We start from the raw sequence: 14,442 nt of genomic DNA on the forward strand, positions 1-14,442 counted from the left end.
CGTCAGTCAGCCTGGATGTTGGCGGCCTTGGCGACTTTGGCGTAGCGCGCCAGGGCCTGTTCGATCTGGACCTTGAATTCCTGCGGCGTGGTCGGCATCAGCGTACCACCGACGTCCTCGGCCTTCTTGCGGAACTCCGGATCCTGCATCGCCGCGCGCACGGCCTGGTTCAGGCGCTCGACCACCGCCGGCGGCGTGCCGGCCGGCGCCACCAGGCCGAACCAGCCGCCCGTGCCCATGTCGGGATAGCCCAGTTCAATATAGGTCGGCACGTCCGGCAGCAGCGGCGAGCGTTCGGCGCCCAACACCGCCAGCGGCCGCAGCTTGCCGCCCAGCACCTGCGGCAAGGTCGAGGACAGGTTGTCGGTGATGGCGTCCACCTGCCCGCCCATCACGTCATTGAGCGCCGGGCCCGCGCCGCGATACGGCACGTGCAGCAGCTTGATGCCGGCCAGCATCATGAAGTTCTCGATGTTCACGTGCCCCAGCGATCCCACGCCCGGCGAGGCGAAGCTGTACTTGTCCGCCTGTCCCTTGGCCAGGGCGACGAACTCGGCCATGTTCTTGGCGGGGACCTGCGGATTGATCGCGAAGATGCTGGGCACGGCCAGCACGTTGGCCACCGGCTCGAAGTCCTTGAGCGGGTCGTAGTTCATCTTGCGGTAGACCGCCGGATTGGAACCGTGCGTGCTCATCGTCGCCATGCCGATGGTGTAGCCGTCGGCGGTCGAACGCGCCACCTGCTCCATGCCGAGCGAACCGCCCGCGCCAGCCTTGTTCTCGACCACGATGGTCTGCTTCAGGTCGCGGCCGGCGTACTCGGCCACCAGGCGCGCCACGATGTCGGTCGAACCGCCCGCGGCGAACGGCACCACCAGCTTGATGGGGCGGGAAGGATAGTCGGCGGCGTGCGCCGGACCAGCGAAAGACAGCGCGGCGCAGACGCCGGCAAGCGCGATGCGCGCGGAACAGCCGAAAAAGCGGCGGGACATGGAGCGACTCCGGAAAAGGTGCAGGGCTTGCTGCGAGGCCGCCAGTGTCCGAACTTTACGATCCGCTTTCAAACGACTATATTGCACGCCTTCATTACCAACGCTCATGCTAGGGCCGCGCTCGCGCCCTGCTGGAACCCGTCGCGCCATGCGCCTGCATTCGCCGTCCATGTCCGAACTGCACGCCTTCATGACGGCGGCGCGGCTGGGCAGCTTCACGCAGGCGGCCGAGACCCTGTGCGTGACCCAGGGCGCCGTCAGCCGCGCCATCGCGCGGCTCGAAGCACATTTCGGCCAGCCGCTGATGCGCCGCAACGCTCATGGGCTGACCCTGACCGAAACCGGCCGCAAGCTCTACGAAGGCGGCCTGGCGCCGCTGCAGGCCATCGAGGCGCTCAGCGCCGAACTGCGCGCCGACGACCGCCGCCTGCGGCTGACGCTGTCCAGCGTGCCGACCCTGGCCAGCGCCTGGCTGGTGCCGCGCCTGCCCGACTTCCATCGGCGTCATCCCGAAATCCAGTTGGATTTCGCGGCCTACCGCCGCAACGAGGATTTCTCGGGCGCCACGCCCGACGCCAGCATCCTCTCGGGCGTGGCCGGCCAATGGCCTGGCTGGCAGGCCGACTACGTGATCGGCCGCGAAATGATCGCCATCTGCAGCCCCGCCCGGTTGGCCGCCCGTCGTGCCGCGGGCCTGTGGGACAGCCCCGCGGGCCTGCTCGGCGAGCCGTTGCTGTACCACGCCAACGGCCAGGACAACTGGGACCGCTGGTTCGAGGCCGCTGGCGTGCGCCGCGCCCCGCTCAAGCTTGCCAGCGGTTTCGACCAGGTCAGCATCCTGGTGCGCGCCGTCATGGCCGACATGGGCATCGCCGTGCTGCAACGCTGCCTGGTGCAGGACGACCTGCAGGCCGGCCGCGTGGCCGCCCCCTTCCCCGATCTGCGCATCGCCATCGCGCGCGGCTATCACCTGTGCGCCCCGCCGCAACGGCGCGACCACTACGCCCTGGCCTGTTTCCGCGAGTGGCTTCTCGATACCGCCGGACAGGATCCCGAAGCCACAGTCGAGCCGCCGGCCTGAGATTACGACGATACGTTACAAAACAAAACGAGCCCCGACAGGGGCCCGATCATGACAGGCGATTCGCGGCCTCTCGGCCGGCGTGTTGCGGCGCGTCAGGGCGCCAGTTTGAATCCCAGGTCCACGCCCCACTTGTCCGTCTCGCGCAGCCACTTCGCGCCGCAGTTCAAGCAGCGAAAATGGTCCTCGCGGCTTTCCTCACGGCCCTTCTGAGTCGGGTTGGTGAATCCCTGATGCCCCAGGTGCGAATGCGGTGCGACACCCGCCAACCCGGGGTTGATGCGTTGGCAAGCCAAGCACATAACGCTCATTGATGCTTCCCCAATAACTTGGTTACCAAATTGTAAGGGATTTCACCAATTTTTTTCTATAAAAACCTATTCCCGGTTAGACAAAAATTGTTAACGGCGCAATTAAACAACGGCTGGCAAGGCCGCCAGGCAGGTTGCGAGGTGGTAGGGCGAGGTCGACGGCATATCCGCCCGCGCCACCGCGCCCTCACGGTCCAGGCATTCGTACCAGCCGCCGGGGTGCAGGAAACGGGCGCGAAAGCCGGCCAGCGCCTGGTTCAACGCCGGCAGGTCGCCCAGCACCGCCAGCACGCGCAGGTACTCGGTCTGCGCCCAGATCCGGCGGGTGTCGTCCAGCACCGCGCCCCGCTCGTCCAGTGCGGCCAGCACGCCCCCCGCGTCCACGCCGTGGCCACGGGCCCAGTGCACGCCGCGCGGCAGCGACTCCAGCAGATCGAGGGCGTCGAACACCTCGGCCGACTCGCGCACCAGCGACAGCCACTCGAACTGGTGGCCCGGCTCGATGCGATTGCCAGGCGTGCCCTGCGGCAGTTCGGCAATGCACTGCGTCGGCGCGCTCAGGAACACCTGGCTCATGACCTGCGCCAGGCCGCGCAGGCGGGCCGCGAACAGCGCCGGCTCAGCTACCTGGGCCGCGGCCAGGTAGGCCTCGGTCAGGTGCATCATGGGATTCTGTGCAGGCCCGCGCAACGCCTCGCCCCAATCATGGCTCAGCGCGGCTTGATAGCGCCCGTCGCTCATCCTGAAGCGCGATTCGATGGTCTCGGCCGTGGCCAGCAGCAGCTTGCGCGCCTGCGCGTTGCGCGAACGGCGGAAATACGCGGCGCAGGCGAACACAATGAAGGCATGGGTATACAGGTCCTGCGTCGGGTCGAGCGGCCGGCCGTCCGCATCCACGCTGTAGCGCCAGCCGCCATGCTCCTCATCGCGGAACACGCGGCACATCGAGGCGAACAAGCGGTCGGCATGCGCGCCCGCGGCGGCGCCCGGCGCGCCTGCATACACATACAACTGACGCGCGCAGGCCATGGCGCGATAGCGCTCGGCGGGCAGCGGCTCGCCGGTGGCGGCATCCAGGGATTCGAAGGGAAGACCCAAGGCGTCATTGAAGCCCCGCCCCATCCACATGGGCAGGATGACCGAGTCGAAATGCTCGTGAAAAGCGTTGATGTGCTCCGCCAGCGCGGAATTGGTCTGTGCGGCAGTCATCTTGGAATGACGCAGGCCCGATGAGAGCCATTTGTTTTGAAGCAGCGACGATAACCGAAATTTCCGCCGCCATCTCTGGAACGCCATTCTGAGCGTCATGCGCACACAGACCGGTACAGCCGTTCAGCTTCCTTCAAGCGCGGAGCGCCTATCGGAAGATGTTTTCCTCGACCCAGTTCTGCGCGAATATTTCCGCGCGATCGCGTGCTTCGTCCAACGAAGCGCAGTTACCCAAGTGGGAAAACGCGGCATCCACTTCGGTGCCGCCCTCAGCCGTTACCGTCAGCAATACGCCATATCCGCCGGTATCCATGGCCGCTGTGGAAACGTCGATCAGTACTTCCTGGTCACGATGCTGCATGTGCTACCTCCCAGTCGGTTACCTAAACGCGTGAACCACGCGTGACGTAGCGGGTGCAGAATTCCCGCGCAAATGAATAGACCTGAATTCGTCACGCAAGTTCATCTTACCGGCGACATGCTGGCGGCGATACGTCCGGACGCTGCCAAATCGAACAAACCGTCTCAGGAGATTCCCGTAGCCCATCTGGATGAGCCCGGCCGCGCGCTCGATTGGAACGCGCAGACATTCGCAATAAATGCACCAATTCGTGACGCGCCAACGCCGTCACAAACATGCAGTGGAAATCGGGATTAACGCAGATGGATGGCGCCGGGCTCTTCCATGCGCAGCGCCAGCTTGCCCTTTTCAGTGATCCGCCAGGCGCCGTCGGGGCCGGGATCGATACAGCGCAGCGTCTGCAAGGCTTCGGCCACATGCGCGGGCACGGTGGTCTGGACGGCGCCCGGTTCCGAATTGTCGGCAACGATGCGCAGCCAATGTCCCAGTTCGCCTTTCTCGAAACGATGCAATGCCATGCGTGACTCTCAGTTCAATACCGCAACGATAGCATGCCGCTCCTACGACGGCCGCAGCGCCAGCGGACGTTTCACGCGCGCCGCCGCGGCCGACGCGGCCACGCTCAGCGCAATCAATCCCAGGCCAAGCATCAGGTCTGGCGAGAGGTGTTCATGGAACACCACCGACGACACGATCAGGCCGATGACCGGCACGCAGAGCATCGCAATCGAGGTCGCCACCGGCGGCAGTTTCTGCGTCATGCCCAGCACCACGATGAAGGTCAGCGCCGTGGCCAATGGCCCGGTGTACAGGATCACCGGCCAGGCGTCTGGCACGCCCAGGAATGCCGGAGCGCCGTCGCGCAGCCAGGCCAGCGCGGCCAGCGGCACGGTGGCGATCGCGGTCTGCCACGGAATCATGTCGGCGCCCAGGCGCACGTGGCGATTGCCGCGCAACTGGATGATGTTGCAGGCCCAGGCAAACGAGGCGCCCAGCAGCATCACCAGGCCGATGACGGTATGCGCCTGCCACGGGCTGAAGGCCGGCGCGACGATCACGCCGATGCCCGCGTAGCTGAGCGCGGTGGCCAGCCACTGCGCCGGCGACAGCCGTTCCTTGAGCACCAGCGACGACAGCGGAATGACCCAGATCGACGTGGCGTAGGCAATCACCGATGCGCGTCCCGGCGCCACATACTGCAATGCCCACAAGGCCAGCGCGGTGAACGCGCCCATCTGCAAAAGGGCCACGCCCGCCACCAGCGGCCATTCCTGGCGCGTCGGCAACCGCAACCGTCCCAGCAGCGCCAGCACCGCCGCGCTGATCAACGCGGCCGACCCGAACCGGCTGGCCGCCAGCCACAACGGGCTCATGTGCGCCAGGCCCAGTTTCATGACGGGCCAATTGCCGCCCCAGATCATGACCGCCCCGGCCAGGGGCAAGAACTTGCGCAAGGTACTGTGCTGACTCATCGCTACTGCTGCTACCGCTTGAATATTCCGTGCTTTGGCCGATTCGCCAAAGAAAACGGTAGTCTATAGGGTAAACCCCAGCATATTTCACCTCAATTTGCCGCCATACGATGCATACTCAGCACAAGTGCATGGTTCTCCACACAATTACAGGTCTCTTATGCCGGATATCAACCTGGATGCCACCGACATCCGTATCCTCAACGAACTCCAGCGCGACGCGAGGCTCACCAATGTCGAGCTGGCCGCGCGCGTGAATCTGTCGGCCTCGCCCTGTCTGGCGCGGGTGCGCCGGCTTGAAACCGAAGGCCTGATCGACCGCCGCGTCACACTGCTGAACGCCCGCAAGCTCGGCTTGAAGGTCAACGTGTTCATCCAGATCTCGCTGGACAAGCAGCGCAAGGCCGCGCTCGACGTGTTCGAACGCGAAATCGCGGTGCTGCCGGAAATCATGGAGTGCTATCTGATGTCGGGCGACGCCGACTACCTGATCCGCGCCCTGGTGCCCGACGTCGATGCGCTCGAGCGGCTGATCGTCGAACACATCACGCGCATTCCCGGCGTGGCCAGCATCCGCTCCAGCTTCGCGCTCAAGCAGGTGCTCTACACCACCGCCGTGCCGCTTGGTTGACGGCGCTTGCGGGATCGCCCCGGCCAGCCCAAAATGAAAAGGTCCGCCGCCGGTTCCGGCCGGCGCCGGCGTCCCTCCATCGCTTAGCAAGGAGCACACCATGCCTGAAACCGAATGGTTCCCCGGCAGCACGCTACCCGATCGTCAGGGCTACTTCGAAGTGGCGTTCGACACCGGCGAAACCGAGATCACGCGCTACGGCATCCTGGGTTGGGAACCCGCCGAGGAACGCGGCCGCATCCTGCGGTGGCGCGGCCTGGATCCGAAGATCGAAGCGGCGGAAATCGAACGCGAGAGCGCCGTGCGCAATCACGGCGACGACATCCTGCGCTGACGCGTCGACCCCGCACAAAAAAATGCCGCGGCTGGCCACCGCGGCATTTTTTTCTCACAGGCATCGGCATGGCCCGGACGTGACTGTCCGGGCATCGATGATCCTTACATATCGATCTTCGCGATCTTGGTGCCTTCCAGCGACACGCCCGCCATCAGGCCGCCGTTGTTGAGCACGAAACCCACCACCGGCTGCTGCGCGGTGTTGGTGTCGATACGGCCGTTGGCGCCGATGTTCACCACCGCCACCGTGGCGTCCGCGCCCACCGTCCAGCCATTGCTGTTGCGGAACTTGTTCAACGCCTCGTCCGTCATGAACAGCACGAACATCGCCTTGGACTGCGCGCCCGCCTGGAAGCCGATCGAGCCGGCGGTGGTGCTGTAGTAGCCGGCGTTGGCGCCGCCCACGCGCAGCACGCCCTTGCCGTGTTGCGCGCCGATGAAGAAGCTGCCGCTCAACACGTCAGGGAAGATCAGCACGCCCTTGGCGCGCGCGACCAGATCCTTGGATTGCGGCGCGGCCTGGTAGAGCTTGCCCAGCGATGCGTTGGCCGCGCTGTTGATGGATTGCCGTTGTTCGGATGCCGTGGCATTGGACTGCGGCGTGGTGGTGGTGCAACCGGCGAACAGCAGGCCGGCGACGCTGATTGTCGCGGCGGCCATGCCGACGCGGCGGAAACGAGGAAAAGTGTCGAACATGGAACTCTCCTTTTTGTTGTCATCCGTTGTCCACTGTACCGAGCGCACACAAGGGCGCAAGGCACATCTTGTGATAAAGGAAACAAAACCTACCGTGCCGCCATCCGCGAAATCGTGCCGAGCGCGGCGGCGGCGCATGACGGCACATGCATGCGCCACGCCGCGCGCGGCAACATTTGGTATGTCAATCTTCGTCTCGATACCAGACTGCAAGCCAATCGACACCGCTTGGCGACCACGCGCTACAGAATGCCGTAGCGCGGCTCGCCCGTCGCCGGGTCGACCGACACGATGCCGGACAACACCAGTTCCGCGTGCCGACGGGCAACACCGGCGTCCACGAACGTCACGAAACGCGGCAAGGGCCAACGCTGCTGGAAGTCCGTTTCGCCGGGCCGCGACACACTGACTTCTATCGCCAACGCCCCGGCATCGAGACTGACCACCTCACACATCACTTCGAAGCCGTCAATGTGACGTTGCGGCCACGGGTTCATTCCTGCGCTCCTGAATCTGCTTTGCCCGGCCGCAATATGCCAAAAATAATTTGGCTTGAAAAGCAATGTTTTCAAGGGGTTATGGCGTACTAGATGAGCTGGTGCCGATGCACCTGGACAAGCGCGAAAACCCCTTGAATCCGGGGCAATTCGAGGCATTTCAGGATATGCGCGCCAACCGGCGCGCGTCATGCGAAGCGCGGCGCGTCAACGCGCCGGCGGGTGAATCCACTGCGAATCCCACAAGGCCTCGCCGCGCTCCAGCGTCGCGGCCAGTTCCTTTTTCCGGCGCAGGGCCACCGCCGCCAGCAACGCATTGCAGATCGACAGCGCGGCCACATGGGAATCGAACGGCGATGCGCTCGACGTGCGCGCCAACAGCACGTGGTGTGCCTGCGCGGCAGCGGGCGCGGCGGCGGAATCGGTGATCAGCACCACTTTGCCGCCGCGTTCGCGGAACACCTTGACGGCATTGGCCGCCGCCACCGAATAGCGCCGGAAGGTGAACGCCAGCAGCACGTCGTGCGGCTCCAGCCAGAGCAACTGGTCTTCCAGGAACATCGACCCCGACGCGGCCATCGCCTTGACGTCGGGCAGGCACAGGTTGAGATAGAGCGCCATGTGATTGGCCAGCGGCGCCGCCTGGCGCAGGCCCAGCACATGCACCCGGGCGCGGCGCTGCGTCAACAGCCGCACCGCTGCCTCGAACGCCGCCACGTCGATCGAGGCGAAGGTCGTCTCCAGGTTGTGCTGGTCATGCAGCAACGCATTGCGCAGGCATGCCTGCGCCGACGGATTGTCGACGCTGACGGCATCGGCGCGCTCGCCCGGCGAGGCCAACAGCGCCGTGAGTTCGGCGCGCGCCTGCATTTGCGCCTGGGCATAGCTGTCGTAGCCGAGCTTGGCCAGCAGGCGCACCACCGTCGATGCGCTGGTGCCGACGTTGCGCGCCAGCGCGGTCGCGGATTCGAGCAGGCCCTGCGGGTAGCGCGCCTGCATGTCCTCGACCAGGCGCCGTTCGGTCTTGGTCAGCTTCCGGTCGTAGGCGGCGATGCGTTGATGCAGATTCATGATGGCAAGGTCCCTGGGCCGGTTTCCACCCTGGAATGCCTCGCACGGCCCTAGGTGATAACCCCAAATTCAACAACGTTCATTGCAGACTATATTTAGTTCTGCAATATTCTTTGCAGAATAGACTGAACTGTTCATCACCACAAGAGAGCTTCATGAAGCACCCATCCGAGGCCGCGTCGCCCGCCCGCCGCAATCTGCTCATCGCGGGCATGGCCGCCGCCCTGCTGCCGCTGTCCGCGCGCGCCGACGCCTATCCGTCGCGCCCCATCTCCCTCGTCGTGCCCTTCCCCGCCGGTGGCTCGGTCGACCTGGTCGGCCGCCTCTACGCCGAAGTGCTGGGCAAGATCCTGGGCGTGACCGTGGTGGTCGAGAACCGCGATGGCGCCGGCGGCGCCATCGGCAGCCAGCGCGTGGCGCGCGCCAAACCTGATGGCTACACGCTGGTCGCGTCCTCGCAGAGCTCGCACCTGGCCAATCCGCTGATGCATCCCAACCTGGGCTACGACCCGATCAAGGATTTCACGTCCATCTCGCAGTTGGCGCGCACGCCCAATGTGCTGGTCACCAGCGCCGCCCTGCCCGTCAAGGACTTCGCGCAATTCGTCGCCTACCTGAAGGCGCATCCGGACGATGTCCACTTCGCCACGGCCGGCGTCGGCAGCATGGGCCAGTTGAACGCCGAGCTGCTCAAGCACACCCTGCAACTGCGCGCGGTGCACGTGCCCTATCGCGGCGGCGCGCCGCTGCTGAATGCGCTGCTGGCCAACGAGGCCCAGTTCGCGCTGGACAACCTGGCCCCCTTCCTGCCGCACATCCAGACCGGCAAGATGCGCGCGCTGGCCGTGGCCGCGCCCACGCGCCAGGAGGCGCTGCCCGACGTGCCCACCTTCGCCGAACTCGGCTACCCGGTGCTGAACGCGATGTCGTGGATCGGCCTTGCCGCTCCGGCCGGCACCCCTCCCGAAATCACCCAGAAACTGCTGGCCGCGGTGCAGACCGCGGCGCGCCAGGACAGCACCGTGCAGTCGCTGGAAAAGAGCGGCGCGCTGCCGCCCGAACTGCAGACGCCCCAACAATTCACCGACATGATGTCGCAGCGCCTGGCCTTGTATAAAGACCTGATCGACCGCGCCGGCATCCGTCCGGAATAGGATCCCCACATGACCCACCCCGCTTTCGCCCCCGACACCGCGCCCCTCGAGGTCCTGCCGCGCGACCTGTCCGCCTACCGCCAGGGCAACACCGGCATCGACTACGTGCACCGCTTCGAGTCGGGCAAGCCCGGTCCGCATGTGCTGGTCAACGCTCTGACGCACGGCAACGAGATCTGCGGCATGGTGGCGGCCACGCACCTGCTCGATACGGGCGTGCGCCCGAAGATCGGCACGCTCACCGTGAGTTTTGCCAACATGGAGGCGTACAACGCCTTCGACATTGATAATCCCTACGAAAACCGCCAACTGGTTCACAACCTGAACCGCATCTGGTCGCCCGAATGGCTCGACGGCAGCGAGCAGAGCCCGGAGCTGCGGCGCGCGCGCGAGTTGCGCCCGGTGCTGGACGCGGCCGACTACGTGCTCGATATCCATTCGACGCGGGCGCCGGTGCAGCCGTTCTGGGTTTATCCGGAAATGGACCGCAACACCGCGCTGGCCGCCGCCGTCGGCGCCCCCGCGGTGCAACTGGTGATGCCGGCCGGCCGCTTCCCCGGCACCGGCGTGCTGAACTACGGCCGTCATGGCGACCCCGCTTCGGACAGCGGCGGCGCGCTGGTGGTCGAATGCGGCCAGCACTTCGCGCAATCGGCCGCCCTGCTCGCCACCGACGTCACGCTGCGCTTCCTCGCGCACCTGGGCCTGATCGACGCCCCGGCCAACAGCGCGCCCGCGGCGCCCGCGCAGCCGTTCCGGCTGCTCGAGGTGCACATGGTCAAGTCCGAGGACTTCACCTTCACGCGGCCGCTGCTGGGCTTCGAGGTGTTCAACAAGGGCGAGCTCATCGCCATCAACGCCGGCGAGGAAATCCGCTCGCCGTGCGACAACTGCACCATCTTCATGCCGACCCGCATGCCCATCGTCGGCCGTGAAGCGGTGTACCTGACCGAGCCGATGTAAATGTGGGAGCCCCATCCCTGGGACCTGGACGACGCCGCCGCTGACATCCAGCGGCAGGGTTTCCATGTCCGCGGGATGGCGGCCGTCGGCTGGCAAAGCATCCCGTTCGGCGACCTGCCGGCCGAGGGACTGTTTGGCCTGACCGCGGATCAACTGCGCTCGGCCGAAGCCGTCTGCCATGCCACCGTGCAGGACGAGCATTGGGTGCTGACCCAACGGCTCTGGCATGGCTTTCCCGATCCGCCCGAATGGGGACTGTGGACCCGACCGCGGGACGCAGCCGGACAACCCTGGACCTCCTGGGGTCAGTTCGCCGCCCTTCCGCCGACGTGGCGCCTGCCGCCCGGCGTCGACTGAGCGCGCGGGGCGACGGGCTCTACGCCTCGGGGAACGCCGGCTCGGCGCCCGCCTCCTCCAGCAGGTCCGCCACGTCCTGCGCGCCCTTCTCGATGGCCCAGGCCCAGGCGTTCCAGCCTTCCTCGTCGCGGCGGTCGGCCTCGGCGCCATGCGCCAGCAGCAACGCGGCGATGGCGGCATTGCCGCGCGCCGCGGCCGCCATCAAGGGCGTGCCGCCGTCGTCGGACGCGGCATCCACCTGCGCCCCCGCCTCCAGCAGCAAGGCCACCAGCTCCAGGTGCTCCCAGCCCGCGGCCTGATGCAACGCGGTCAATCCATGCCCCGCCTGGCAGGCCGTGTCCGCGCCCTGCGCCAGCAGCAGGCGCGCCGCCTCGGCCGCGCCGGCGGTCGCCGCGCAGAACAGCGGCGTGGCGCCGAACGCATTGCGCGTGTCCACCGCCGCGCCAAGCGCCAGCGCCTGCGCCACGCCCGGCGCGTCGCCGGCCGTCGCCGCCTGCAGCAGTTGTTCGTCTGGTGTCGTCATGAAAAACCCGTCATCGGAAAGGAATCGAAGGCGCCCATTAGACACCGCCCGGCTCACAGATCGGGAATCAGGCGCTTGCCCAGGCTGATCACCTCGTCCTGCTGGAACCCCAGGCTGGCATAGAAGTCCTTGACCGCCAGGTTACTGGCGCGGATCAGCAGGTTGATCTTGGGGCAGCCCATCTCCAGGAACTTGCGCTCCAGCGCCCGCATCAACGCCGAGGCATAGCCGCGGCGCTGATGCGCCGGCGACACCGCCAGGTAATTGACCCAGCCGCGGTGGCCATCGTAGCCACCCATCAGCGTGCCGACGATGACGCCGTCCGCCTCGCCCACCAGGAACAGGTCGGCTTGCACGGTCAGCTTGCGCGCCACGTCCTTGCGCGGATCGTTCCAGGGGCGCGTCAGCCCGCAATCGGTCCACAACTGGATGATGGCGGCTTCGTCCGCCGGATGAAAAGACCGGATGGCCAGTTCGGGATGCTTCATGCTTCGTTCCTCTTGAAGGAAAAACGAAGGCCGGGCGCTACGCCTCGATGGCTGGAAAGCAAAGCGCGCATGCCGCGCAAACAAAAAGGCCACGAGGGGTATCGTGGCCTTCTGGAGGGAACACCGGGGATCCGGCGTTCGAACACGGCTTGCCACTCAACGCAGGCGTCGAGTGATTCGTCGGTTGTCTGCCCGGGCCGGCGCGGCCGGCGGGGCAATGAGAATGCGGTTCATGGCGGGCAGCATACACGACCCCGGCCCGCCGCGCCAAGCGGCCGCTTAGACCGCGGCGGGCGCCGGCAGCGTGCCTTCCATCACCACCACCGCCTGGCCCGCCACGCCGGCCCACACGCCGTCATCGCGGACCTCGGCGTGCGCCAGCAACAGGCTGGCGCGGCCCATGTCGACGCCCTGCGCCACCCGCAGGCGCAACTCGCCCTTGCCGCGCAGGGCCGCCCGCAATGCCGTGGCGGCGCCGGTGGCGCTGCCGGTGGCGGGATCCTCGGTCATGCGGCCGGTGAACATGCGCGCCTGGATGTCGATCGCCCCCAGCGGCGTCTCGGCGCCGCAATCGGTGGTGTAGGCATAGATGGAACGGGCGCCGTCCAGCGGCAGCAATGCCGCATAACCGGCCGGATCCGGCCGCGCACGGCGCAACGCATCGCGGCTGGCCAGTTGCACCACCAGGAAGATCAGGCCTACGGACACCACCTGGGGCGCATGCTCGGACAGCAGGATATCGTCAGGCGCCAGGCCGAGGGCGCGCGCCGCGGCCTCGGCCGTCACCTGGCTGGCGCGCGTCAACGGCTGCGGCGCGGCCAGCTCGGCGCCGAGCAGGCGGCCGTCCGCGCCATAGCGCAGGTCGATGCGCACCAGGCCCGCCTCTTCCTCGAACACGAAGCGCGCCGGCGCCGGCTTGCCGGCCGCGATCATCTCGCGCGCCAGCACCACCGCCGTGCCCACGTTCGGGTGGCCGGCGAACGGCACCTCGCGGTCGGGCGTGAAGATGCGCACCCAGGCCGTGTGTGCGGCATCGCGCGCCGGCAGCACGAAACTGGTTTCGGAATAATTGAATTCGCGGGCGATGCGCTGCATCTGCGCGGTATCGAGGCCCTCGGCCTCCAGCACCACCGCGAGCGGGTTGCCCTGGTAGGCATGCTCGGTGAAGACATCGGCGGTGACGTAGCGGTAGCGCATGCGGGTTCCTTCAAAGGGATGGCGGATGCGGAAAATTATCCGCGCCGCCCGCCCCGCGCGACAGACACAGAGCCGCAGAAATCCGGGCATAACAGGCGCGTGGTCGGATCAGGCCCGCCACGCGCCGCGCAATGCTCAGTCGAACACAGGGCGAAAGAAGCTGCGCTCATAGCTCAGGATGCAGCGCGTGTCTTCGGCGTACTTGAACGCCGCCTGGCATTGCGCGTCCTGCATCGACTGCTGGCGATAGCGCTCGTATTCGGCCAGGCTGGGAAACGTGAACAAGGCCAGCGCGATGTTGTTGGCGCCTTCGGACGGCAGGAAATAGCCATGGTGCGTGCCGCCGAACTTCTCGACCAGCGGAATCCACATCTTGCCGTAGGCTTCGAATTCCTTGAGGCGGCTGGGGTCGATGACGTAACGCAGATAGCAGGTAACCATGAAGACTCCAATAGCGGATGACTGTGGCGCGAACGCGCCGCGGCATCCTAGCTCGCGGGGCGAATCCCGGTCAATCGGTCGAGCGCGGCGGCGGCAGGCCAAGCGCCTGCATGCGCTCGGCAAAGCGCCGCGCAATGTCATCCGGCAGGCCGGTGACCGTCACGACGAACGCGTGGTACCACGAATTGGCATGCGCGGTGTCGAACTCGAAAGCCAGCAGGTACTGGTTCTCTGCCGCCGACACCTCACGCAAGGCCTCGGCCACGTGGTCGCCGGCATCATCGAAATTGCCGTGGCCGTATCGCGCCTCGATGTCCTGGCAGGCAAAGCGGTAATGACGCACGGCGGCATCCGGTTTCGGCGGGTGGGGCATGGAATTCGACGGCGTCATCAATTTATGCGACGGCAGGATAACCTACCTCCCGCGGAAGGCGCGGACGACGTCAGCGGCGTCCTGGCCCGCGCGCCCATGGCTGACCGACACGCCACACGCATGCTGCCCCTCAGGGGCGCAACCAGGCAATTCCGCGACCATGGGTGCAGGCCCCGGTTACATCCTGATCGATCGCGGGCAAACGTCATTACATTCGCCCATCAATTCCCCACTATTGCCAGCAGGCCCGCAACGCACAATCTCCCCACTGCACCCTGGCCTCGCCGAC

20 protein-coding genes are annotated in these 14,442 nt (G+C 66.4%); 6 read left to right on the forward strand and 14 right to left on the reverse strand.

From position 1 onward, the window contains the following. Nucleotides 1-2 precede the first annotated feature (2 nt). Entirely contained in the window at nucleotides 3-992 is a 990-nt protein-coding gene (locus SB816_RS20670; protein ID WP_049074970.1) for a Bug family tripartite tricarboxylate transporter substrate binding protein, read from the reverse strand. 148 nt (nucleotides 993-1,140) lie between these two features. Here SB816_RS20670 and SB816_RS20675 point away from each other — a divergent pair, with 148 nt between their 5' ends. Further along, nucleotides 1,141-2,073: a LysR substrate-binding domain-containing protein gene (locus SB816_RS20675; RefSeq protein ID WP_054503838.1), complete on the forward strand. Its 933-nt coding sequence runs from the start codon at nucleotides 1,141-1,143 to the stop codon at nucleotides 2,071-2,073. Nucleotides 2,074-2,168: 95 nt separating this feature from the next. On the opposite strand, the gene SB816_RS20680 is transcribed toward SB816_RS20675, so the two are convergent. From SB816_RS20680 to SB816_RS20700, 5 genes are all read right to left on the reverse strand, one after another. Further along, nucleotides 2,169-2,384 (reverse strand): hypothetical protein, encoded by a 216-nt coding sequence (locus tag SB816_RS20680; RefSeq protein WP_006388022.1) that lies wholly within the window; start codon nucleotides 2,382-2,384, stop codon nucleotides 2,169-2,171. Between the two features lie 102 nt (nucleotides 2,385-2,486). After that, a complete protein-coding gene (locus SB816_RS20685; RefSeq protein WP_410547454.1) occupies nucleotides 2,487-3,593 on the reverse strand; it encodes an AGE family epimerase/isomerase in 1,107 nt (368 codons plus the stop codon). A gap of 148 nt (nucleotides 3,594-3,741) precedes the next feature. Further along, the gene (locus SB816_RS20690; protein ID WP_006218759.1) at nucleotides 3,742-3,954 is read right to left on the reverse strand and encodes a hypothetical protein; all 213 of its coding nucleotides are present in this window, start codon (nucleotides 3,952-3,954) and stop codon (nucleotides 3,742-3,744) included. Nucleotides 3,955-4,247: 293 nt separating this feature from the next. Continuing rightward, nucleotides 4,248-4,472 (reverse strand): hypothetical protein, encoded by a 225-nt coding sequence (locus tag SB816_RS20695; RefSeq protein ID WP_006394087.1) that lies wholly within the window; start codon nucleotides 4,470-4,472, stop codon nucleotides 4,248-4,250. A gap of 42 nt (nucleotides 4,473-4,514) precedes the next feature. Beyond that, nucleotides 4,515-5,426, reverse strand: coding sequence for a DMT family transporter (locus SB816_RS20700; RefSeq protein WP_064528659.1), 912 nt, complete (start codon nucleotides 5,424-5,426; stop codon nucleotides 4,515-4,517). A gap of 160 nt (nucleotides 5,427-5,586) precedes the next feature. On the opposite strand from SB816_RS20700, the gene SB816_RS20705 reads away from it, so the two are divergent. Both SB816_RS20705 and SB816_RS20710 read left to right on the forward strand, forming a co-directional pair. Next, the gene (locus SB816_RS20705; RefSeq protein WP_006388018.1) at nucleotides 5,587-6,057 is read left to right on the forward strand and encodes an Lrp/AsnC family transcriptional regulator; all 471 of its coding nucleotides are present in this window, start codon (nucleotides 5,587-5,589) and stop codon (nucleotides 6,055-6,057) included. Nucleotides 6,058-6,157: 100 nt separating this feature from the next. Continuing rightward, nucleotides 6,158-6,391 carry a hypothetical protein gene (locus SB816_RS20710; protein WP_054432335.1) on the forward strand — a complete coding sequence of 78 codons (234 nt, stop codon included), beginning with the start codon at nucleotides 6,158-6,160 and terminating at the stop codon, nucleotides 6,389-6,391. 104 nt (nucleotides 6,392-6,495) lie between these two features. Here the strand turns inward: SB816_RS20710 and SB816_RS20715 are convergent, their stop codons facing one another. The 3 genes from SB816_RS20715 to SB816_RS20725 all read right to left on the reverse strand — a co-directional run bounded on the left by SB816_RS20715 (nucleotide 6,496) and on the right by SB816_RS20725 (nucleotide 8,657). Further along, nucleotides 6,496-7,089 carry a YSC84-related protein gene (locus SB816_RS20715; RefSeq protein ID WP_054503841.1) on the reverse strand — a complete coding sequence of 198 codons (594 nt, stop codon included), beginning with the start codon at nucleotides 7,087-7,089 and terminating at the stop codon, nucleotides 6,496-6,498. A gap of 242 nt (nucleotides 7,090-7,331) precedes the next feature. Then, complete coding sequence (locus SB816_RS20720) at nucleotides 7,332-7,586, reverse strand: hypothetical protein (RefSeq protein ID WP_054503842.1); 255 nt, start codon at nucleotides 7,584-7,586, stop codon at nucleotides 7,332-7,334. Between the two features lie 207 nt (nucleotides 7,587-7,793). Next, nucleotides 7,794-8,657 (reverse strand): MurR/RpiR family transcriptional regulator, encoded by an 864-nt coding sequence (locus SB816_RS20725; RefSeq protein ID WP_054503843.1) that lies wholly within the window; start codon nucleotides 8,655-8,657, stop codon nucleotides 7,794-7,796. Between the two features lie 155 nt (nucleotides 8,658-8,812). Here SB816_RS20725 and SB816_RS20730 point away from each other — a divergent pair, with 155 nt between their 5' ends. From SB816_RS20730 to SB816_RS20740, 3 genes are read left to right on the forward strand one after another with little or no spacing between them, the layout of a single operon-like run. Continuing rightward, nucleotides 8,813-9,811, forward strand: a complete 999-nt coding sequence (locus tag SB816_RS20730) for a Bug family tripartite tricarboxylate transporter substrate binding protein (protein ID WP_054503844.1) — start codon at nucleotides 8,813-8,815, stop codon at nucleotides 9,809-9,811. A 9-nt stretch (nucleotides 9,812-9,820) separates the two neighbouring features. Continuing rightward, nucleotides 9,821-10,774: a succinylglutamate desuccinylase/aspartoacylase family protein gene (locus tag SB816_RS20735; RefSeq protein ID WP_116792095.1), complete on the forward strand. Its 954-nt coding sequence runs from the start codon at nucleotides 9,821-9,823 to the stop codon at nucleotides 10,772-10,774. After that, a complete protein-coding gene (locus tag SB816_RS20740; RefSeq protein WP_410547455.1) occupies nucleotides 10,775-11,131 on the forward strand; it encodes a hypothetical protein in 357 nt (118 codons plus the stop codon). Nucleotides 11,132-11,150: 19 nt separating this feature from the next. Here SB816_RS20740 and SB816_RS20745 read toward each other — a convergent pair whose 3' ends face one another. The 5 genes from SB816_RS20745 to SB816_RS20765 all read right to left on the reverse strand — a co-directional run bounded on the left by SB816_RS20745 (nucleotide 11,151) and on the right by SB816_RS20765 (nucleotide 14,153). After that, on the reverse strand, nucleotides 11,151-11,654 hold the full coding sequence (locus SB816_RS20745; RefSeq protein WP_064526942.1) for an ankyrin repeat domain-containing protein: 504 nt from the start codon (nucleotides 11,652-11,654) through the stop codon (nucleotides 11,151-11,153). 53 nt (nucleotides 11,655-11,707) lie between these two features. Further along, on the reverse strand, nucleotides 11,708-12,142 hold the full coding sequence (locus tag SB816_RS20750) for a GNAT family acetyltransferase (protein WP_049075013.1): 435 nt from the start codon (nucleotides 12,140-12,142) through the stop codon (nucleotides 11,708-11,710). Between the two features lie 279 nt (nucleotides 12,143-12,421). Beyond that, on the reverse strand, nucleotides 12,422-13,339 hold the full coding sequence (locus tag SB816_RS20755; protein WP_269873379.1) for a PhzF family phenazine biosynthesis protein: 918 nt from the start codon (nucleotides 13,337-13,339) through the stop codon (nucleotides 12,422-12,424). 135 nt (nucleotides 13,340-13,474) lie between these two features. Further along, nucleotides 13,475-13,780 carry an NIPSNAP family protein gene (locus SB816_RS20760; protein WP_006388009.1) on the reverse strand — a complete coding sequence of 102 codons (306 nt, stop codon included), beginning with the start codon at nucleotides 13,778-13,780 and terminating at the stop codon, nucleotides 13,475-13,477. Nucleotides 13,781-13,850: 70 nt separating this feature from the next. Continuing rightward, nucleotides 13,851-14,153: a hypothetical protein gene (locus tag SB816_RS20765; protein WP_410547456.1), complete on the reverse strand. Its 303-nt coding sequence runs from the start codon at nucleotides 14,151-14,153 to the stop codon at nucleotides 13,851-13,853. Between the last annotated feature and the right edge of the window lie 289 nt (nucleotides 14,154-14,442).

The organism is Achromobacter sp. SIMBA_011 (assembly GCF_046535435.1).
Taxonomy (GTDB): domain Bacteria; phylum Pseudomonadota; class Gammaproteobacteria; order Burkholderiales; family Burkholderiaceae_B; genus Achromobacter; species Achromobacter dolens.